Raw genomic sequence first — 16,399 nt, forward strand, 5'->3', positions numbered from 1 at the left:
GCGCCGGTCAGCACCGCGGCGAGGTTGGGCGCGCAAAGCAGCGGCAGCTACTCGATGGTGACCCAGCGGAATGCGTCCGTCTCGGGACGCCCCCGTCCTGAACGGATGAGCAGATCAAAGACATCGTTCCCCTCAAGGCCATCGTGAACGACAAGGTGGTCTACGAAGCGCGCGAATGAGCGTCATGCACGGAAGACGCGGCCAGCGCCGCATTGCCGTTTTTCAGCACACGGAGGGTGGGGGACCCGCCGCACGTCCAAGGGGACGGTTGTCACCAAGCTTGGGCCCGTACTCGCGAGCGCACTTCCCGTCCTCTTCCATCTCATCCGCAGCGATTGCGAAGACGTGCTCTTCACACCGCGCATCTAAACCGCATGCCACGCGTTTTCGGAGGCTAGGTTGCATCAGCTGAATGGGGCAGTGCACCCGCATTGGCTCTTTCAAGACGCCTCGTGTGTCGCCGTCCTAGAGTTATTCGGGAACCTCATTAGAGTGTTCGAACGTGGCGCCAAAGCCGGCCGCGCGCAGCAGGTGCACGAGGACTATCACCGCAATCGCCTGCACGAAACGAAGGCCTACTTCAGCAAGACTGCGCGCGTGCACCCTTTCGGCCAGCTCCTGCGCGTCGAACTGGAAGTGGCCCTGGACGGAACCGCGGATCACCGCACCCGGTACCTCCACATGCAGAAGCTCAGCGGCGCCTTCGGCCGCCAAGTTGCCCTAACCTACGGTGGCGCTGTGGTGGGCGACGCCCGGCTCATCGACCGCGCAGGCGGCATCGGCTATCAAGCCAACGTGATGCTGGTTTTCGATGGTCCGGGCCGCTCGGAAATGCTCGCGATCGAAGAAGCGCTGCCAAGCATTTGGCGCAACTTGGCCGCAACTGGGCGACTGCCGGCAACCCACGCAATGCCGAGCTCCCAGTACCGCGGCACCGGGATCGAGACCGCGACTACGAGTCGCTTGCGAGCCAGTTGGACAAGGCGGCGGTCTACAAGGCCGGCACAAGCGAAATTTTTCGCGTGAGCGTTGCGCGGGTATTTAACGGTCTCGTGCTGGCAGAAGTTTCGGTCATCGACCCCAACCGAAAGAAGTAGGTCCACCAACGCGAACAAGCGGCTGATTCTTGTGGGCTCCAGCCGCTTTTATTTATTGATGCCACCCTCGATATGCACGAACCGCGTGTGCGCGCCACCCAGCGGGAGCGCCGCACGCCGCGCATATCGAGCACGCGTTCCTGCGGCGCGAGGGGGCGGACCGCTTCGAAAACCATGCGGCCCCTCCAGTCAAAGCGCCTGACACCCATTGTGGTTAGACGCACGTCTCCTCGACGGGCGGAGACAAGGCCTTGGCGACAACCAAGAATCTTCGAAAGGCACCCGCCCGCATGCCACCACGGTCGGCGAGGCCAGCGGCGACCGCCGCCAAGACCTCCAATTCAACTTTCCGACCGACTCTTCATGTCACTCCTGATAATTCTGTTTGCGCTGGGCTTGCTGATCTTCGCCGCCTATCGCGGCCACAGCGTAATCCTCTTCGCGCCGATCGCCGCGCTCCTGGCCGTCCTGCTGACACACCCCGCGCTGGTCGCGCCGGTCTACGTGGGCGTGTTCATGGACAAGATGGTGCAATTCATCAAGCTGTACTTTCCGGTCTTCATGCTCGGAGCACTATTCGGCAAGCTGATCGAAATATCCGGCTTCGCCAGAGCCATCGTCGCTTCCACCATCGACCTCGTGGGAAAGCAACGCGCCATGCTTTCAATCGTTCTCGTCTGCGTCGCACTCACGTACGGCGGTGTTTCGCTGTTCGTCGCGGTCTTCGCCGTCTATCCATTCGCTTCAGAACTATTTCGTCAGCTGCACATCCCCAAGCGCCTGATTCCCGGGACCATCGCGCTGGGCGCGTTCAGCTTCACTATGGACTCGCTTCCTGGAACTCCCCAGATCCAGAACATCATTCCGACCACGTTTTTCGGCACTACGACCTGGGCGGCACCATGGATGGGGTCGATCGGCTCCGCCTTCATCCTCGTTTCCGGCATCGCGTATCTCGAATGGCGGCGACGTGCGGCTTCCAGTCGTGGCGAGGGCTATGGGAACCACACCCTCAATGAGCCGATGCCTGTGACCGGTGCAAGGCTACCGAACGTATGGGTCGCCGTCTCCCCCCTGCTCGTCGTCGCTGTCGCCAACAAGTTCCTCACGGGCTGGATACCTACCGCCTTCGGCAAGACCTATGTCATCGCCCTTCCAGGCCTCGCAAACCCGGTGACCGGCGAGGTGGCATCCGTGGTAGCCATCTGGGCAGTCGAAGGCGCGCTGCTTCTGGGTATAGCCAGCGTGCTCCTCTTTGCGTGGACCAACGTCACGACGGGCTTCATTGAGGGGAGCAAATCAGCGATCAGCGGCTCGCTTCTGGCAGCCATGAACACGGCCTCGGAGTACGGATTCGGCGCAGTCATCGCGGCGCTACCCGGATTCGCGATCGTCGCACATGCTTTGACCGGCATTCCCAACCCTCTGATAAATGAAGCCGTGGCGGTCACCGTGCTCGCAGGCATCACAGGTTCCGCCTCTGGCGGGATGAGCATTGCGCTTGCGGCCATGGCGAACCAATTCATCCAGAGCGCACAGGCCGCTGGCATCCCGCTGGAGGTCCTTCATCGCATTGCGGCCATGGCAAGCGGAGGCATGGACACATTGCCGCACAACGGCGCCGTGATCACGCTTCTTGCCGTTTCCGGGCTGACACACCGAGAGGCTTATCTCGACATCTTCGCGGTCACATGCCTCAAGACGGTGGCCGTCTTCGTCGTCATTGCCCTCTATCTCGTGTTCGGCATTTATTAACCCTTCGCTTCTGGAGCACCTCCATGCTTGAAAGCCACGTTCGCAACAACGCGTTCTCTATGCCCTTTTCTTCCCCCGCCTTCACGTGCGGGCCCTACCGCTTCATCAACCGTGAGTATCTAGTGGTGAGTTACGAAACGGACATCGACGCTCTGAGGGAAATCGTGCCAGAACCGCTTGAGGTGCGGGATCCGATCGTCAACTTCGAGTTCATGAGGATGCCCGACTCGACGGGATTCGGCGACTACACAGAGGCGGGCCAAGTCATTCCTGTGCACTACGACGGTAAGCAAGGCAACTACGTGCACGCCATGTACCTGGACAGCGAGGCGCCGATTGCTGGTGGGCGCGAGATCTGGGGATTTCCAAAAAAGCTTGGCTCACCGGTCCTCGTTGTCGCGGGCGACACCCTGCTTGGAACTCTGGACTACGGGCCGGTGCGCCTCGCAACAGCCACCATGGGGTTCAAGCATAGTGCGACCGATCCTGCTGTCCTTCAACAAGCCCTGTCCGCACCGAACTACCTCTTGAAGGTCATTCCCCACGTGGACGGCTCTCCGCGCATCTGCGAGCTGGTCGAGTACCACACCACAGAAGTCACAGTCAAAGGCAGTTGGACCGGGCCCGCCGCGCTGGATCTGCACCCGCATGCCCTGGCCCCCGTCACTCGTCTCCCGGTGCGCAGGGTGGTGTCCGCCCAGCATTTCGTCACCGACCTCACTCTCGCGCTCGGTACTGTCGTCCACGAGTATTGACCATCAACCCAAGGAAACATCCATGTCCAAACTCGAAGGTAAAGTTGCGTTCATTACAGGTGCTGCCAGCGGCATCGGGCGACAAATCGCCGAACGCTATGCGCGCGAAGGCGCCATCGTGGTCATTGCCGACATGAACGAGGGCGCTGCGCACGAGACGGCTCAGCGATTTGCCGACAAGGGATGGCGAACATTTGCCGTCGGCGTCGACGTCACGGACGAGGAGCAAGTCGATCGCGCGGTTGATCTGGCTGCCCGCGAACTCGGCGGCATCGACATCCTGGTGAGCAATGCCGGCATCCAGATCGTCAAGCCGGTGGAGGAATTTTCGCTGTCCGAATGGAAGAAGATGCTTTCCATCCAGCTAGACGGTGCGTTCCTGACGACGCGCGCCGCCCTCAGGCACATGTACGCCGCTGGCAAGGGCGGCAGCATCATCTACATGGGTTCGGTACATTCGAAAGAAGCTTCGCTGCTGAAGGCGCCTTACGTCACCGCCAAGCATGGGCTGATCGGACTGGCGAAGGTGATCGCCAAGGAAGGCGCAAAACACGGCGTGCGTGCCAACGTCATCTGCCCCGGCTTCGTGCGCACGCCCTTGGTGGACAAGCAGATTCCCGAGCAGGCCAGAGCCCTGAACCTCTCCGAAGAGGATGTCATCCGCAAGGTCATGCTCAAGGAGACGGTGGACGGCGAGTTCACGACGCTGGACGACGTCGCAGAGGTAGCCCTGCTGTTCGCCTCGTTCCCGAGCAACGCACTGACGGGCCAGTCGCTGGTCGTCAGTCACGGGTGGTCCATGCATTGAACACGTGCAAGGCATTGCCTGCTAATTACCGCAAAAGCCTAGGCCACCACGCCCCGGGCTCGACACTACCGGTGTGGGCCCGAGCGCAGGAGGGTGCCCTGCGAGCGAAGACATCAACCAGAAACAGCGCCCGCTATCCCTTTTTTCCGTTGTGGCAGGTTGAGTCCGATGAAACCCTCTGGCTTCGTTCCGCTCTCCTGCCGCAGAGCGGTATTGAAATGCCGCGCTGGACGGCTTCGAACTACCTGTGCTCGACCATGACCCGCCTGCCCGTGCACGAGATTGCCACCGCGCCCGAGGGCGCCCGCCAATCGGCCGAGAAGGTCCTCGCTGCCAATGGCTTCATCCCGAACCTGATCAATGTGCTGGCAAATGCGCCTGAAGCACTTGACCCCTACCTCAGGGTCGGCCAGATCAACGCCAAGAGCGCATGGAAGGCGCGTGCGAGAGAGGTCGTGCAGATCACGGCAGCGAGAATCTGCGGCTGCGACTTCTGCATAGCAGGCCACACCAAGATCGGGCTGCACCAGGCCAAGGTCACCCGAGCCCAACTCCTCGTACTGCAGGCGGTCGAGGGTTGCGGTGACACCAGCCTCGACGCCGTCCGTGAGTTCACGGAGGCGATCGTCGCGACAGGAGGTGCGGTCAGTGACGCGCAACTCGAGTACTCCTACGCCTCAGTCTATGCACGACGGGCGCTGGATGTCAGCCTCGGCGTAGATCTGGCCACGCTGTGCAACTTCGCGAACAATCTTGCCCGCAGCCCCGTCGATCCGCAGCTCCAACCCTACCTTCCAAAGAGCTTCCGGCCAGCCAAAGAGTTGCGGGGCCAACATGCTCGTTGAGACCGATGCCGCATGGCTGGCAGCACAAGCCCACGCGTTGGACAGCGACGCATCGCTCGCTGCTGAAGTCGTTCCGCGGCTGGCCAGAGCCGGTCTGTTCGCCCATGGCGTCCCTGAGCATCTTGGGGGCCTTGGCGGCAAGATCAGCCTGGCCATCGAATCGGTTGCGCAAGTTGCCTCGCTGTCGCTTTCCGCCGCGTTCGTCCTCTGGGCACAGTGCGTGATGATTCAGATGCTGAGTCAGTCGGACCGTACCGCGCTGCGCGACCTGCATGTCGAGCGACTGATGGCCGGCCGAACGGCCGGCGCTCCGGGGCTGTCAAACATCATAAAGTTCCTGAGCGGAATCGAGGCAATCAACGTGGTTGCGACGCCGGCGCCGCATGGTGGCTGGACGCTCAAGGGCACGGTCCCCTGGTGCACCAACCTGCGTCGGGAGCGATTCCTTGTGGCGATTGCCGTGGCAAAGGACGAGGGCGGCCCGCCAATGATCGTGGCGCTCCCGTCGGACAGAACCGGCCTCATGCGCTCTGGCGACCTTGATCTCATCGCGCTGCGCGGAACCAACACCGCCTCGATCACCCTCGACGCCGTCCAAATCGAAAGCAGCGACCTCCTAGCTGACATAGCTCCGACATTCCTGCCCAGAGTGCGCCCGGTCTTCCTGGGCCTCCAATGCGGCCTGTCCATTGGCCTAGCTCGGGCCTCGGTCGCCCAAGCACTTCAAAATGCCGCGAGTGCGGAGCACATTCTTGCCGCGCCCATCAAGGAACTCGCTCAACGGCTCGAAGCGACGGCAGACACCCTTAAGTCCGGCGTCGACAACGGAACCTTCGTCGACTCGCCCCATCGCCTCTTCCGACTTCGCCTGGAATTGAACGCTTGCGTGCAGGAAGCAATCCAGTTCGAACTCCAGGCCAGCGGCGGACGGGCTTTCCTGCGCAGGGGGGATTTCATCCGCCGATGGCGCGAGTCGGCATTCATTCCCATCGTGACGCCCAGCGTTACGCAATTGCTCGCTGAACTGGCCAAGCACCCTACGCGCAGTGCAGCGGCGGGAAACTCTTCAGGTCTGTTCTGACGGTCGGTCCCTGCGCCGCGGTACCCCCATCCTCGAGCTACGTGACGTCGGCTTCGCCTACGGCGCCGCCACACCCGTCTTCGAGAATGTCTCGTTCGAGATTGCGGAGCGTGAAATCGTCTGCCTGCTCGGTAGCAGTGGATGCGGCAAGTCGACGCTCCTGTGCATGGCCGCACGCCTGGGAAACCCGGAGGGCACACCGACCAAGGGCGAGGTGACCATGGCGGGAAATACCTTGTATTCCCCTGACGCCCAAGCCGCGACGACTTTCCAGCACCCTGCACTGCTGCCGAGGCTGACATCGCGCCGGCACGTCGCGTTCGGCCTGGACTCCGGACGTGGCGGTGCGAGGATGCGACGCAGATCCATCACCGTGTCCAAGCCGCATTGCAGGCCGTGGGCCTCGGGGATCAAGGCGAGAATTATCCCCGGCAGTTGGCCGGGGGCATGGCGCAGCGGGCTGCCCTCGCTCAAGCCCTCCCGCGCGAACCCAAACTCCTCATGGCCGACGAACCATTTTCTGCACTGTATGCGATCACGCGATCAGGCATGCAGGAGATACTCATCCAGCTCGTCCATCTCTTGCACCAGTGGCGCCCCGCCGCACCCTGGTGAGCCACGACATCGACGAGGCTATCTCGGTCGGCGACAGGACCCTGTTGATGAGCGGGCGCCCTGGACGCATCGTAAAGAGCTGTCAGGTCGAAATTGCCAGTCCCCGCGAGAAGCACCTCGAGGCGGTCACGGTCTTGAGCTTTCAGGTCCTTGCGACACTCCACGCTGCTCGACTATGAGCATGGAGGTCAACCTGGGTACACGAGTGGTGACGAGATCGCCGCGTTCAACGTCCTGGATCCCTGTGACAACCGCATAGCCGGGCCAGAGCTCGACCTGAAGACTCCATTCCAGGGGTCATTGACCGCCGTCTGATGCGCGCCGAGTCGTGACCTGGATGCACACGGTGGCGTCTATTGCGAAGATTGCGACGTTGCGCCATCGCCGCGGTGCCAAAAATGGTGGCATACACCCGTGCGCAGGAGTACGTCCGTGGGCTATTGATGCCGAGTTGGCCGAACGGCTTTGGGAAGTCAGTCTCAACGAGGCGCGACGGGAAGCGCGGCGCCGATTCCACCGACCGCGCCCCCTTTGATGCGCTCGCGAGCGCGGTCGGCAGGTCACTCGATAAACTGCATACCTGCCTTGGCTCATGAGTTGGACGGTGAGGCTAGGATCTTCTGCGCTAGCAGTCGCTCGGGAAACTCATCCTGGGGCGCATAGCCTTGCAAAGCTTCATCTAATACGCGGCGAGCCGCCGCCAAATCATCACGCTCGCCAAGCAAGTTGGCCAAGGAGATGGATGCGCGCATTTCCCAAACCCTTGCACCCTGCCGTCGAGCGAGCGCGAGTGCGCGCAGATAAAGTGAGCGCGCTTCCTCAAACGCACCGTGTCGCTCATGTCGCAGCCCCGCTGCACGGTACACCTCAGCCGCTGCCCACTGTCCTTGGCCATGCCAGGCACGCGCGATCATGGCGTCATCCACGTAGTCGGGGCAGAACGTCAGCAGCGTCTCTTTCTGCGGATCCTCCATGGCAGCCCAAGCTCGAGGCTTCTGCAACGGCCGGTCCTCGCTGAGCATCGGAGCCATTCCTGCGAGACCCTCAGCAAAGCAACGTGCCCAGCGGTTCCAATAGACAAGTCCGCGCTGCTCTGCCTCGTCGATCATCATCTGCACATATTCCCTGGCCTGATCCAGGTTGCCGGACCAGATCGCCACAGGGCAAGCGCCGAACAGGGCGAAGCACAACGACAGCGCCTGGCCGGTTGCAAGCGCGCTGCGAATTGCCTCGGCAGAAGCAGCATGAGACTGCGCTGGATGACCTTTGATCCATAGCGTCCTCGCCAGGATCGCGTTGGATGCAACATTGGCATCCACTTGAAGCATGTTGCCCCGCACACGCTTAGCACCGCCAACGACGGAAAGCGCTCGCTGACCGTGCAATTGTGCTGCCACAAAGTCACCTGCAAAGTGGGATGTCAACGCAAGCATCCGATGTGAAAGATTCACGCCAATCGGATCTGCCCACGCGGCAGTGTGATCCCGCAGTGCGTGTGCGTGACGCAGACCGGCGGCGTAGTCGCCTCGGCAGACGTCGAAGAAGCACATCCCCCAACGCGCCTGCACCAGCAAGATCGGTGACTGGCTCGCATAAGCACCGGCAGATGCGCGTTCGCCCACCTGACCCATCTCCGGGACCGGGCCGACAGTGTGCAGGATCGCATTAGTCAACGCCACACGCAACCACGTCATGGTCTCGGAATCCGGATGTTGCTCGGCCTCCAAGCTCTGAAGCGCAAGCGCAAGGCGCTGACGGAACTCGTTCAGCTGGAAAACATGGAACCACAGAGGGGCCGATGCCACGCTCAGCGCCGAAGCAGCTTTCACAGCCCCGCGTACGAAACACTGGTCGATCGCAAACCGTACGTCATCCAGCCAGTGGGCATACTGCTCGTTCCAGCGCGCCACCGTCAGGACGGAAAGGTCTTCGGTCGCCGCATTCATCACGTCGAGCATCTGCATGGCATGGCGCTCAATGGCAACCTCCTTTTCTCCAAGCTCCATCAACAACTTGGCCGCGTAGCTGCGCGTCGTGTCCAGGAGCCGATACCGGGCCGAGGGCTCGGAGCGGTCGAAACTGATCAGCGATTTCTCCGTCAGGCCTATCAGTGCCTGCAGTGAGAGATCTGAATCGGGTTCATCGGCCACCATGCTGAGGGCCGCCTCCACATCGAAACGTCCGCGGAAGACCGACAGGCGTCGAAACAGCCGCATCTCCTCAGGCGAGAGCAGCGCGACGCTCCAGTCCAGAGCCGCTGCAAGCGTCCGGTGCCGCGGCATGGAGGCGCGGTTTCCTTCCATGTACAGACCCATGTGGTCGTCTAGCCTCAACAAGAGATCATCGACCGACTGGACGCAGAGTCGGCCCGCCACCAGTTCAATGGCCAGCGGGATGCCGTCCAGGTAGCGGCTGACCTGCGACAGCGCTGGCGCATGCGAATCATCGAACGGCTGAGCGCCGGCCGCCTCCGCTCTTTCGACAAGCAACCGAACCGCCGAGGACTGCAACGCCACTGCCAACGACGTATGTGCCGCAGCAGGGACGTCTAGAGGCGACAGCCGAAGAACGAATTCCCCCTCCACCTGCAGCGCCTCGCGACTCGTAGCAAGGATGCGCAGGCCGGGCAGCGCGACGAGAAGCCGCATGACGAGGGGCGCCAAGGCTTCGAGCACATGCTCGCAGTTGTCGATGAGCAACAGCAAGTGGGTGCCTGCGATTCGGGACTGCAAGAGGCGAAAAGTGTCTGCCTCCTCGATGGGCACGCCCAGCGATCGGGCCAGCGTGCTGAACACGTGGTCTCCAGAAACAAGTGGCGCCAGATCGGCGAATGCCACGGAGCGCGGACGATTCGCGTCGCGCGTGCGATATACCTCCGTCACGCGAAGCGCAAGCCGAGACTTACCGATTCCGCCCGATCCGACGACCGAGACGAGACGTCGATCGGCGAGCGCGGCCAAGGCTTTGTCAACATCCGTATCGCGCCCCATCAACTGAGTGAGACTCAGCGGCGGCGCCACGAAACCAGCGACACGCAAGGGTTCGTTCGGCAACGCGTTATGCGTGACTTCAGCGACCATCCCACGCTCCACTCGACCCGTGAAGGTGTACCCCTTAGAAGGCACGTTCAGGATCCAATCGGCGCTGTCCGGCTTCGACGAACTATCGGCAAAGGCCTTGCGAAGCGACGAAATGTGGACCCGAACGCTGCCCTCGTCCACCAGGACGCCCGGCCATACCGCCTGCAGCAACTCCTCCTTGCTCACAACTTCTCCGGCGCGCCAAAGCAACTGGATAAGGATGTCGAACGATCGGGAACCAAGCCGCACGGGCATTCCGTCGCGGTCGACCCGGCGCTCGGATTCCCGGACCGTGAACGGACCAAAACGCCAAAGCGTATCCGCTCGCGGCATCAGCTTGCTCGTATCGGGCTGAGAGGACATTTACGTATGCATAGGACAATAAATTCAGGTGCGAACGCACGTCGCTGCTTCCGCGCACAGGCAGTCGCGGAATACCTTGGACGCTGGCAGCTACCTGCCGGCCCATGGCAGCTCCTGCCGCGCATACACTGACCAAAGTATGCACGTGCCGCTGGCGCGCCTTCAGCGACCTGGGCGATCTACCTTCGTTCGCTGGATCAAACCCGAAGGCATGCACGAAATGCGCCCGGCGCCTCGGGGAGCGCTCCCTTAGGGCTGCCCGTCGGCTATGGTTGCGCGCCCAATGCCACCAACGACGCCTCAGCACGCCGCTGCCAGGCAACGGCACACTGCGCACGCGCTTTGTCCACAGCCATGCGAAACAAGCGCTCCGCGCCAGCCCGATCGCCATCGCGCTGACGTCTGACGCCGGCGGCACGCCACACCTCCGCGGCACACCACTGGCCCTCCCCCCGTTCGACCCGCACCAGCATCTCATCGTCGAACCAGTCCTCGCAAAAGGTGACTAGGACGTCACGCGTGCGCGTGTCCAGTCGCGGCAGCATCGTCACCACTTCCTGATGGACACGCTCGCGGTCCTCCCCCATTCGCACGCGCAGCCCGTAGTCGAACCAGATAACCCACTTGTGCCAGTAGTCCAGACCTCGCCGCTGGCTCACCTCGCGCATCCGCTCGATCCATCTGCGCCCGACGTCGTGCCGTCCGGCCCACACTGCCACTGGACATGCCCAGTAGAGCGCGAATATCAGCCCTAGAACCTGTCCAAAATCCTCGGCGTACTCCACCACACGCGTGGCTGCCTCCATGGCCTTGTCCTCCTCGCCCATGATCCAAAGCGTGCGTCCTAGGCTGCACAAAGGTGTCGTGCGCGGGTCTGACTGCAGCATCAACGCGGGATTGAGCCGGTCGATGTAACCGAGCGACGCCGCAGCCACGACGTGGGCGCGTGATACACGGAAGTTGCCGCAGAAATGATTTGCGTACGCCATCATTCGCGCCGCCATGTATTTCCCGATAGGATCGCCCGACGCCTTTGCTGTCACATCGAGCCGCTCAGCATGCCACAGGGATCGCGCATAGTTCCCAAGCACCATGTTAAGTGTCACCAAGCGCCAGCGCGACTCCAGCTCGACCTCCAGCGTCGCCGTCTTAACGCTGTTGACCAGCGCCTGTTCGCACGCCTCGACGCATTCGCTGGTTGCGCCGTCTGTGTATGCAATGGCATTGCTGAGTGCGATCTGCAGTCTTGCCATCATGGCCTCGTCGCGTGGGATCTGCGCCGAGGCGTGCTCCAGCGCGGCTCTCGCACGCGTGCGGAACTCGGCCAGCTGAGACATGTAAATCCACAGTGGGCCGGAAGCGACGGTCAACTCGCCGCGAGCCTCCAAATTCGAGTCAAGCGCGAATCTCACGTCGTCGATGCGATGTGCGTACCGATCTATCCACGTAGCCATGTCAACGTCAGTGAGTTCGACGTTGGCCGCCCGCATGACGCTGAGCATCCAGTGCGCATGACGAGCACAGACAAGGCCCCATGCACCTCCTTCCGTCAGTTTCTTTTGCGCGTAGCCGCGCGTGGTGTCAAGCAGGCGGTAGGCTGCACTGCCGTGGGAATGATCGAATGCGACAAGGGACTTGTCCACCAATGAGGCGAGCGCGTCCAGTGCAATATCTGCATCCAGTTCACCGTCCACGATTGCGAGCGCAGACTCAGCGTCGAAGCGACCCCGAAAGACCGACAGGTGGCAAAACAGCCGAAGCTCCGCTGTCGTGAGCAGCGCAGTGCTCCAGTCCAGCGTCGCGGCTAGCGTCCGGTGCCGTTTCTGCTCCGAGCGATTTCCCATCGAGTAGATCTGCAGGTGGCCGTCCAGGTCCTCGGCGAGCGAACGAGCCGACTGGACGGGAAGGCGAGCCGCAATGAGCTGTATCGCGAGCGGGATTCCGTCCACATTCCTGCACAGGCGTGTAAGAAGCTCGGCTTCCGCATCCTCGAAGTCTGGCGCGCCGGCTGCCGTTGACAGGTCGATCAACAACTCGACAGCCGCGGAGCGCATTGCCTGTCGTATGTTGTAGACGGGGCCCGCCTGCAACGACAGGGGGGGCAGTCGCACGACATGCTCACCTTGCACTCGCAGACGTTCACGACTGGTCGCCAGGACTTTCAGTTCAGGCAGCAGAACCAGCAGCTCCTCCACCAGCCTCGCCACTGCAGTGACTACATGCTCGCAGTTGTCCACCAGAAGAAGAAGCGAGCGACCAGACAGGCCTCGCGCAATGGCAATAGACGAGTTAGAACCATCACCAGGCAGGCCGACCGCCTGCGCGACTGCGCTGAGCAGGTGGTCAGCCGACACCAAGGGGGCGAGATCGACGAAAGTGACTTCGCTCCCAGTCTCTTGTTGCACCAACCGCGCAACATGCACCGCGACACATGTTTTGCCGATCCCTCCGGGTCCAGCTACCGTCACGAGGCGCCGCTGCAACAAGCGCTCGTGCAATTGTCGAATCTCCGTCTCTCGGCCGATCAGACGAGATATGGGCGACGGCAGCCGGGATGGCCGAAAGCAGGGGACGTGGTCAGGATGCTCAGCACTTCGGCCCGACAGCGACGGGCCGCCAGGCCACGGTGACGTCGCACGCTCGACTTTGCCGATGAAGCGGTAGCCGCGCATGGGCGCTGTCGAAATCCATTCGTGGCACCCTTCGTGATCGCCAGGCGGACCGAGGGCCTTTCGCAGCGTGGACATATGAACCCTCACGCTCACTTCGTCCACGTCCGCGCCCGCCCACACACGCTCGAGCAATTGCTCCTTAGTAAGGTGCTCGTTCCGCCCCTTGATCAACTCCAGCAAGAGTTCGATCGACCGGGTCCCAAGCCTGACCGGCGCACCCGAGCGCTCGAGCCGCCTTGGCGATTCCCACAAAACGAAGGGACCAAACCGCCAGCCCTCCGCCTGCTGGATCAGAAGCGTCTCCTGATTAACCGTATCCTCCTGAGTGCGTCTCAACCTAGCCTACCTCCTTCATTGGACGAGGAGCGACCTCGCCGACTTGCCCACTATCGCGCTACCGCCAGAACCGAAGACTCTGGACCGCTGACGCTAAGAAGCCGTAGATCGCGTCTCCAGCGATCGCTCCGGCCGCAAAGACCTCCAACTTCCCGCGTACCTCATTGCCAGGCAAGCGTTGGGCCAACAGGCGCACTAGAATTCCAAGTCCAACCGCGACGCCTGCTAGTCCGTTGGCGATCAAGAGACCGGTGGCCAACATCACGCCCATCTGACGCTTGGGCCCGCCGATCCACTGCACAGTAGCCCCCACGACAGCCCAAGCGACGAGCTTGGTAGCTACGCCGTCCGCCACGCCGGCGGTGATCGTGGCTAGATACACCTTCGCCACCGGTGGCACAAGGCCATGCGAGAAATACACCTTGTGCACGAGCGCGACCACCAAGATGGCGACGCACAGGCCGAGGCTCGACGCCATGTACTGCTGACGCCGCCCCGCTTCCTCAAGGCGGGGATCCGAGCCATTTCCTCGCAGGATGTATCCGGCCTTCAGATCAAAGCCCATGTCCGCGGCAGCGGGACCCGTCGCCACAGAATAGGCACACAGTACAACCAGCGCCACGGGAGGGAAACCCAGCACCAACCCCACGATCAAAGTAATTAACGCGACGGCGAATGCAGGAAACCACCCCGAGTGCATGGCCGCCACTCCAACGATGACGCAGTGCGCATAGGCTGCAGCAGCGCTGTACAGGACAAACCCGATCAGTTGCGCCAAGCCCATCTGAACGTAAAGCCCGCAGCCAACCGCGAGAAAGACAGCAATCGCCAAGTAGGCAAGTCCGGCACTTCCTAGAACGAATCGCACCTGCGTCGTCGTGACCGTCTCACGCCCAGGATCGACGGAGGCAGCGGCGCTCGGACGGCGCACCTGGTTGAAAACCTGCACCAGTGCGACCAACCCCGCTCCTATCATCACGCCGTGGGGAAGGTACATCGCGTTGATGTCAATCCCGGAAAACGGTGCACCGTAGTTGCGGACCAGCAAACCACAACCGAACAGCGAGAGGGCCCAAACGTTGCCAATGAAAGCCGTGCCGAACGCCGCCATCGGGATCCCGGCCAGCCACGCACCGCCTGCGGCGACCGCCACCCCGAGGCCCAACAAGAAGACGTGACCGTCACCCTGCGCGGCGCGGATCGCCTGAGCTGCCGCGACGCCCGGCGGCCATGCACCTGCGGCCGGAAAGACCCTCGAGTTAAAGAGCCGATACAGGAGCCACGCGTCCAGGAGGATGGCTGCACCCAGGCCGCACAGCAGGGGCAAGATCAACTGCTCGCTGCCGTACAGGTAGGGAATTGCAATGGGCAGGAGCATTCCGTTGGCGGCGCCGAAGGTCGCCGAGGAGATCGCCGTCTGCGCCATGTTCTGCATATGTACCGAACGAAGCGGTAGGAATGCCGAAACAGGAATCCGAGACACGATCACCGTGATCAACACCCCTATCAGCGTCGTGTTCGGCGTCACTCCGAGCGTGGTGAGCAACTGCATGCCAATGACCGCGCCGAACAGGCTCAACATGCCGAGGTATAGCCACGTTCCAATGGCGGAGCGCGAAAGTCGCAAGCTCGTAGACGACGAAGGATCTGAAGTTCGGTACAAGTCCACCTCTAAATTGCAGTCCTGGCACGAGCCCTTTCGCCGCCAAGTCGTTCACAGCCCGCATGTGCCGATGACCGCGCGACGCACGCCCGGCCGCCTTCACGACGTTCATAGCTTACCTACAAGCGCGCGCCGCCCGCGCTCCGCATGTAGGACAAGGCTCATAGGCAGACTTCTAGCCCATAACGCATCCACCGCCATCCGCCAGAAGGGATAGGCCGCTCCCCTCGCACAGTGACCACGACGTCTGCGCGCATTGCTAAGGTCTGTCTGTGCTGCGTCGATACATGCCAGGCCCACATCGCTGACACCAGGATACCTCGCCCGCACAACTGATCCTTGGCCGGCAGGCCGACAGGACGCCCATCCCGCCTCGAACAGGAGTCTGGCTAGTAAGTATGAACGACACGATCACCACGACCGATGGGACGCGCATCTTCTTCAGGGACTGGGGAAGCGGCACGCCGGTAGTTTTCTGTCACGGATGGCCCCTGACCTCCGCCAGCTGGGAGGCCCAGATGGTCTTCCTGGCAGAGCGGGGCTTCCGTGTGATAGCAGCAGATCGACGTGGCCATGGCCAGTCCGGCCAGGTGTGGCATGGCCATAACATGAACACCTATGCCGACGACCTCGCCCAACTGTGCCAAGAGCTCAATCTTTCCGACGCGGCATTAGTCGGGTTCTCGATGGGAAGTGGTGAAGTCGCCCGCTACATTGGTCGCCACGGTGGCGCACGCGTGCGCAAGGTCGCACTTATCTCAGCGGTAACCCCCTCGCTCCTCTGGAGTCCCCAGAATGCCGCTGGACTGCCGATGGAAGTTTTCAACGGGCTGCGCGAACGAAGCGTCATCGACCGCGCGCAGCTCTACCGGGACCTTGCCAATGGTCCATTCTTCGGGTTCAACCGTCCCGCGGCCAAGATGTCACAGGGTGCGATCGACTGGTTCTGGATACAGGCAATGCAAGCAGCTGCCAAGGCTGCGTTGGAAGGAATCCGGGCCTTCTCCGAGGCCGATTTTACCAAGGACCTCGGGTACATCGACGTCCCAACACTCATCATTCACGGCGACGACGACCAGATCGTCCCTATCGAAGCAGTCGCACGCCGGTCATGCCAGCTCATACCCAATTCACGGCTGCTTGTCTACGCAGGCGCCCCCCACGGTCTCATCGAGACCCACAAGGCCCGGCTTAACGCAGACTTGTTCGATTTCCTCTCGGAATAAGCCAAACCGCGCACCGGCTCTGGCCGCGGCGTTGGCTCGGACCTTCTTGCGCGCCACGCACATCCCATCATCCTGATATTTCCGGAGCCTTCCCGATGAACAG

At 62.1% G+C, this 16,399-nt stretch carries 11 protein-coding genes and 1 pseudogene; 9 read left to right on the plus strand and 3 right to left on the minus strand.

Annotated elements, in window-relative coordinates:
- Positions 1-492: 492 nt before the first annotated feature.
- The 8 genes and pseudogenes from INQ48_35225 to INQ48_35260 all read left to right on the plus strand — a co-directional run bounded on the left by INQ48_35225 (position 493) and on the right by INQ48_35260 (position 6,956).
- Positions 493-1,026, plus strand: coding sequence for a hypothetical protein (locus INQ48_35225; GenBank protein ID QRF62763.1), 534 nt, complete (start codon positions 493-495; stop codon positions 1,024-1,026).
- 434 nt (positions 1,027-1,460) lie between these two features.
- Complete coding sequence (locus INQ48_35230) at positions 1,461-2,852, plus strand: GntP family permease (GenBank protein QRF62764.1); 1,392 nt, start codon at positions 1,461-1,463, stop codon at positions 2,850-2,852.
- Positions 2,853-2,875: 23 nt separating this feature from the next.
- On the plus strand, positions 2,876-3,607 hold the full coding sequence (locus tag INQ48_35235; protein QRF62765.1) for an acetoacetate decarboxylase: 732 nt from the start codon (positions 2,876-2,878) through the stop codon (positions 3,605-3,607).
- A gap of 22 nt (positions 3,608-3,629) precedes the next feature.
- Positions 3,630-4,415, plus strand: a complete 786-nt coding sequence (locus tag INQ48_35240; GenBank protein QRF62766.1) for a 3-hydroxybutyrate dehydrogenase — start codon at positions 3,630-3,632, stop codon at positions 4,413-4,415.
- 257 nt (positions 4,416-4,672) lie between these two features.
- Positions 4,673-5,260, plus strand: coding sequence for a carboxymuconolactone decarboxylase family protein (locus INQ48_35245; GenBank protein ID QRF62767.1), 588 nt, complete (start codon positions 4,673-4,675; stop codon positions 5,258-5,260).
- On the plus strand, positions 5,250-6,341 hold the full coding sequence (locus INQ48_35250) for an acyl-CoA dehydrogenase (protein QRF62768.1): 1,092 nt from the start codon (positions 5,250-5,252) through the stop codon (positions 6,339-6,341). Before INQ48_35245 ends, INQ48_35250 begins: the two co-directional genes overlap by 11 nt.
- Positions 6,280-6,693: pseudogene (locus INQ48_35255) on the plus strand (ATP-binding cassette domain-containing protein). The gene INQ48_35250 and the pseudogene INQ48_35255 overlap by 62 nt, the downstream one beginning before the upstream one ends.
- Before the next feature lie 35 nt (positions 6,694-6,728).
- Positions 6,729-6,956, plus strand: coding sequence for an ATP-binding cassette domain-containing protein (locus INQ48_35260; protein QRF62769.1), 228 nt, complete (start codon positions 6,729-6,731; stop codon positions 6,954-6,956).
- A 590-nt stretch (positions 6,957-7,546) separates the two neighbouring features.
- On the opposite strand, the gene INQ48_35265 is transcribed toward INQ48_35260, so the two are convergent.
- The 3 genes from INQ48_35265 to INQ48_35275 all read right to left on the minus strand — a co-directional run bounded on the left by INQ48_35265 (position 7,547) and on the right by INQ48_35275 (position 14,989).
- Complete coding sequence (locus tag INQ48_35265) at positions 7,547-10,399, minus strand: winged helix-turn-helix domain-containing protein (protein QRF62770.1); 2,853 nt, start codon at positions 10,397-10,399, stop codon at positions 7,547-7,549.
- A 266-nt stretch (positions 10,400-10,665) separates the two neighbouring features.
- Complete coding sequence (locus INQ48_35270) at positions 10,666-13,407, minus strand: winged helix-turn-helix domain-containing protein (protein ID QRF62771.1); 2,742 nt, start codon at positions 13,405-13,407, stop codon at positions 10,666-10,668.
- Between the two features lie 58 nt (positions 13,408-13,465).
- The gene (locus tag INQ48_35275) at positions 13,466-14,989 is read right to left on the minus strand and encodes an OPT/YSL family transporter (protein QRF62772.1); all 1,524 of its coding nucleotides are present in this window, start codon (positions 14,987-14,989) and stop codon (positions 13,466-13,468) included.
- Positions 14,990-15,468: 479 nt separating this feature from the next.
- On the opposite strand from INQ48_35275, the gene INQ48_35280 reads away from it, so the two are divergent.
- Positions 15,469-16,296: an alpha/beta hydrolase gene (locus tag INQ48_35280; GenBank protein ID QRF62773.1), complete on the plus strand. Its 828-nt coding sequence runs from the start codon at positions 15,469-15,471 to the stop codon at positions 16,294-16,296.
- The last annotated feature ends 103 nt before the right edge of the window (positions 16,297-16,399 follow it).

Source organism: Variovorax paradoxus (assembly GCA_016806145.1).
In the GTDB taxonomy this organism is placed as follows: domain Bacteria; phylum Pseudomonadota; class Gammaproteobacteria; order Burkholderiales; family Burkholderiaceae_C; genus Variovorax.

Coding starts and splice junctions, on each gene's coding strand:
- INQ48_35265 (QRF62770.1), bottom strand. CDS start 10,399: ATGTCCTCTCAGCCCGATACGAGCAAGCTGATGCCGCGAGCGGATACG.
- INQ48_35235 (QRF62765.1), top strand. CDS start 2,876: ATGCTTGAAAGCCACGTTCGCAACAACGCGTTCTCTATGCCCTTTTCT.
- INQ48_35280 (QRF62773.1), top strand. CDS start 15,469: ATGAACGACACGATCACCACGACCGATGGGACGCGCATCTTCTTCAGG.
- INQ48_35275 (QRF62772.1), bottom strand. CDS start 14,989: ATGTTGAGCCTGTTCGGCGCGGTCATTGGCATGCAGTTGCTCACCACG.
- INQ48_35245 (QRF62767.1), top strand. CDS start 4,673: ATGACCCGCCTGCCCGTGCACGAGATTGCCACCGCGCCCGAGGGCGCC.
- INQ48_35240 (QRF62766.1), top strand. CDS start 3,630: ATGTCCAAACTCGAAGGTAAAGTTGCGTTCATTACAGGTGCTGCCAGC.
- INQ48_35230 (QRF62764.1), top strand. CDS start 1,461: ATGTCACTCCTGATAATTCTGTTTGCGCTGGGCTTGCTGATCTTCGCC.
- INQ48_35250 (QRF62768.1), top strand. CDS start 5,250: ATGCTCGTTGAGACCGATGCCGCATGGCTGGCAGCACAAGCCCACGCG.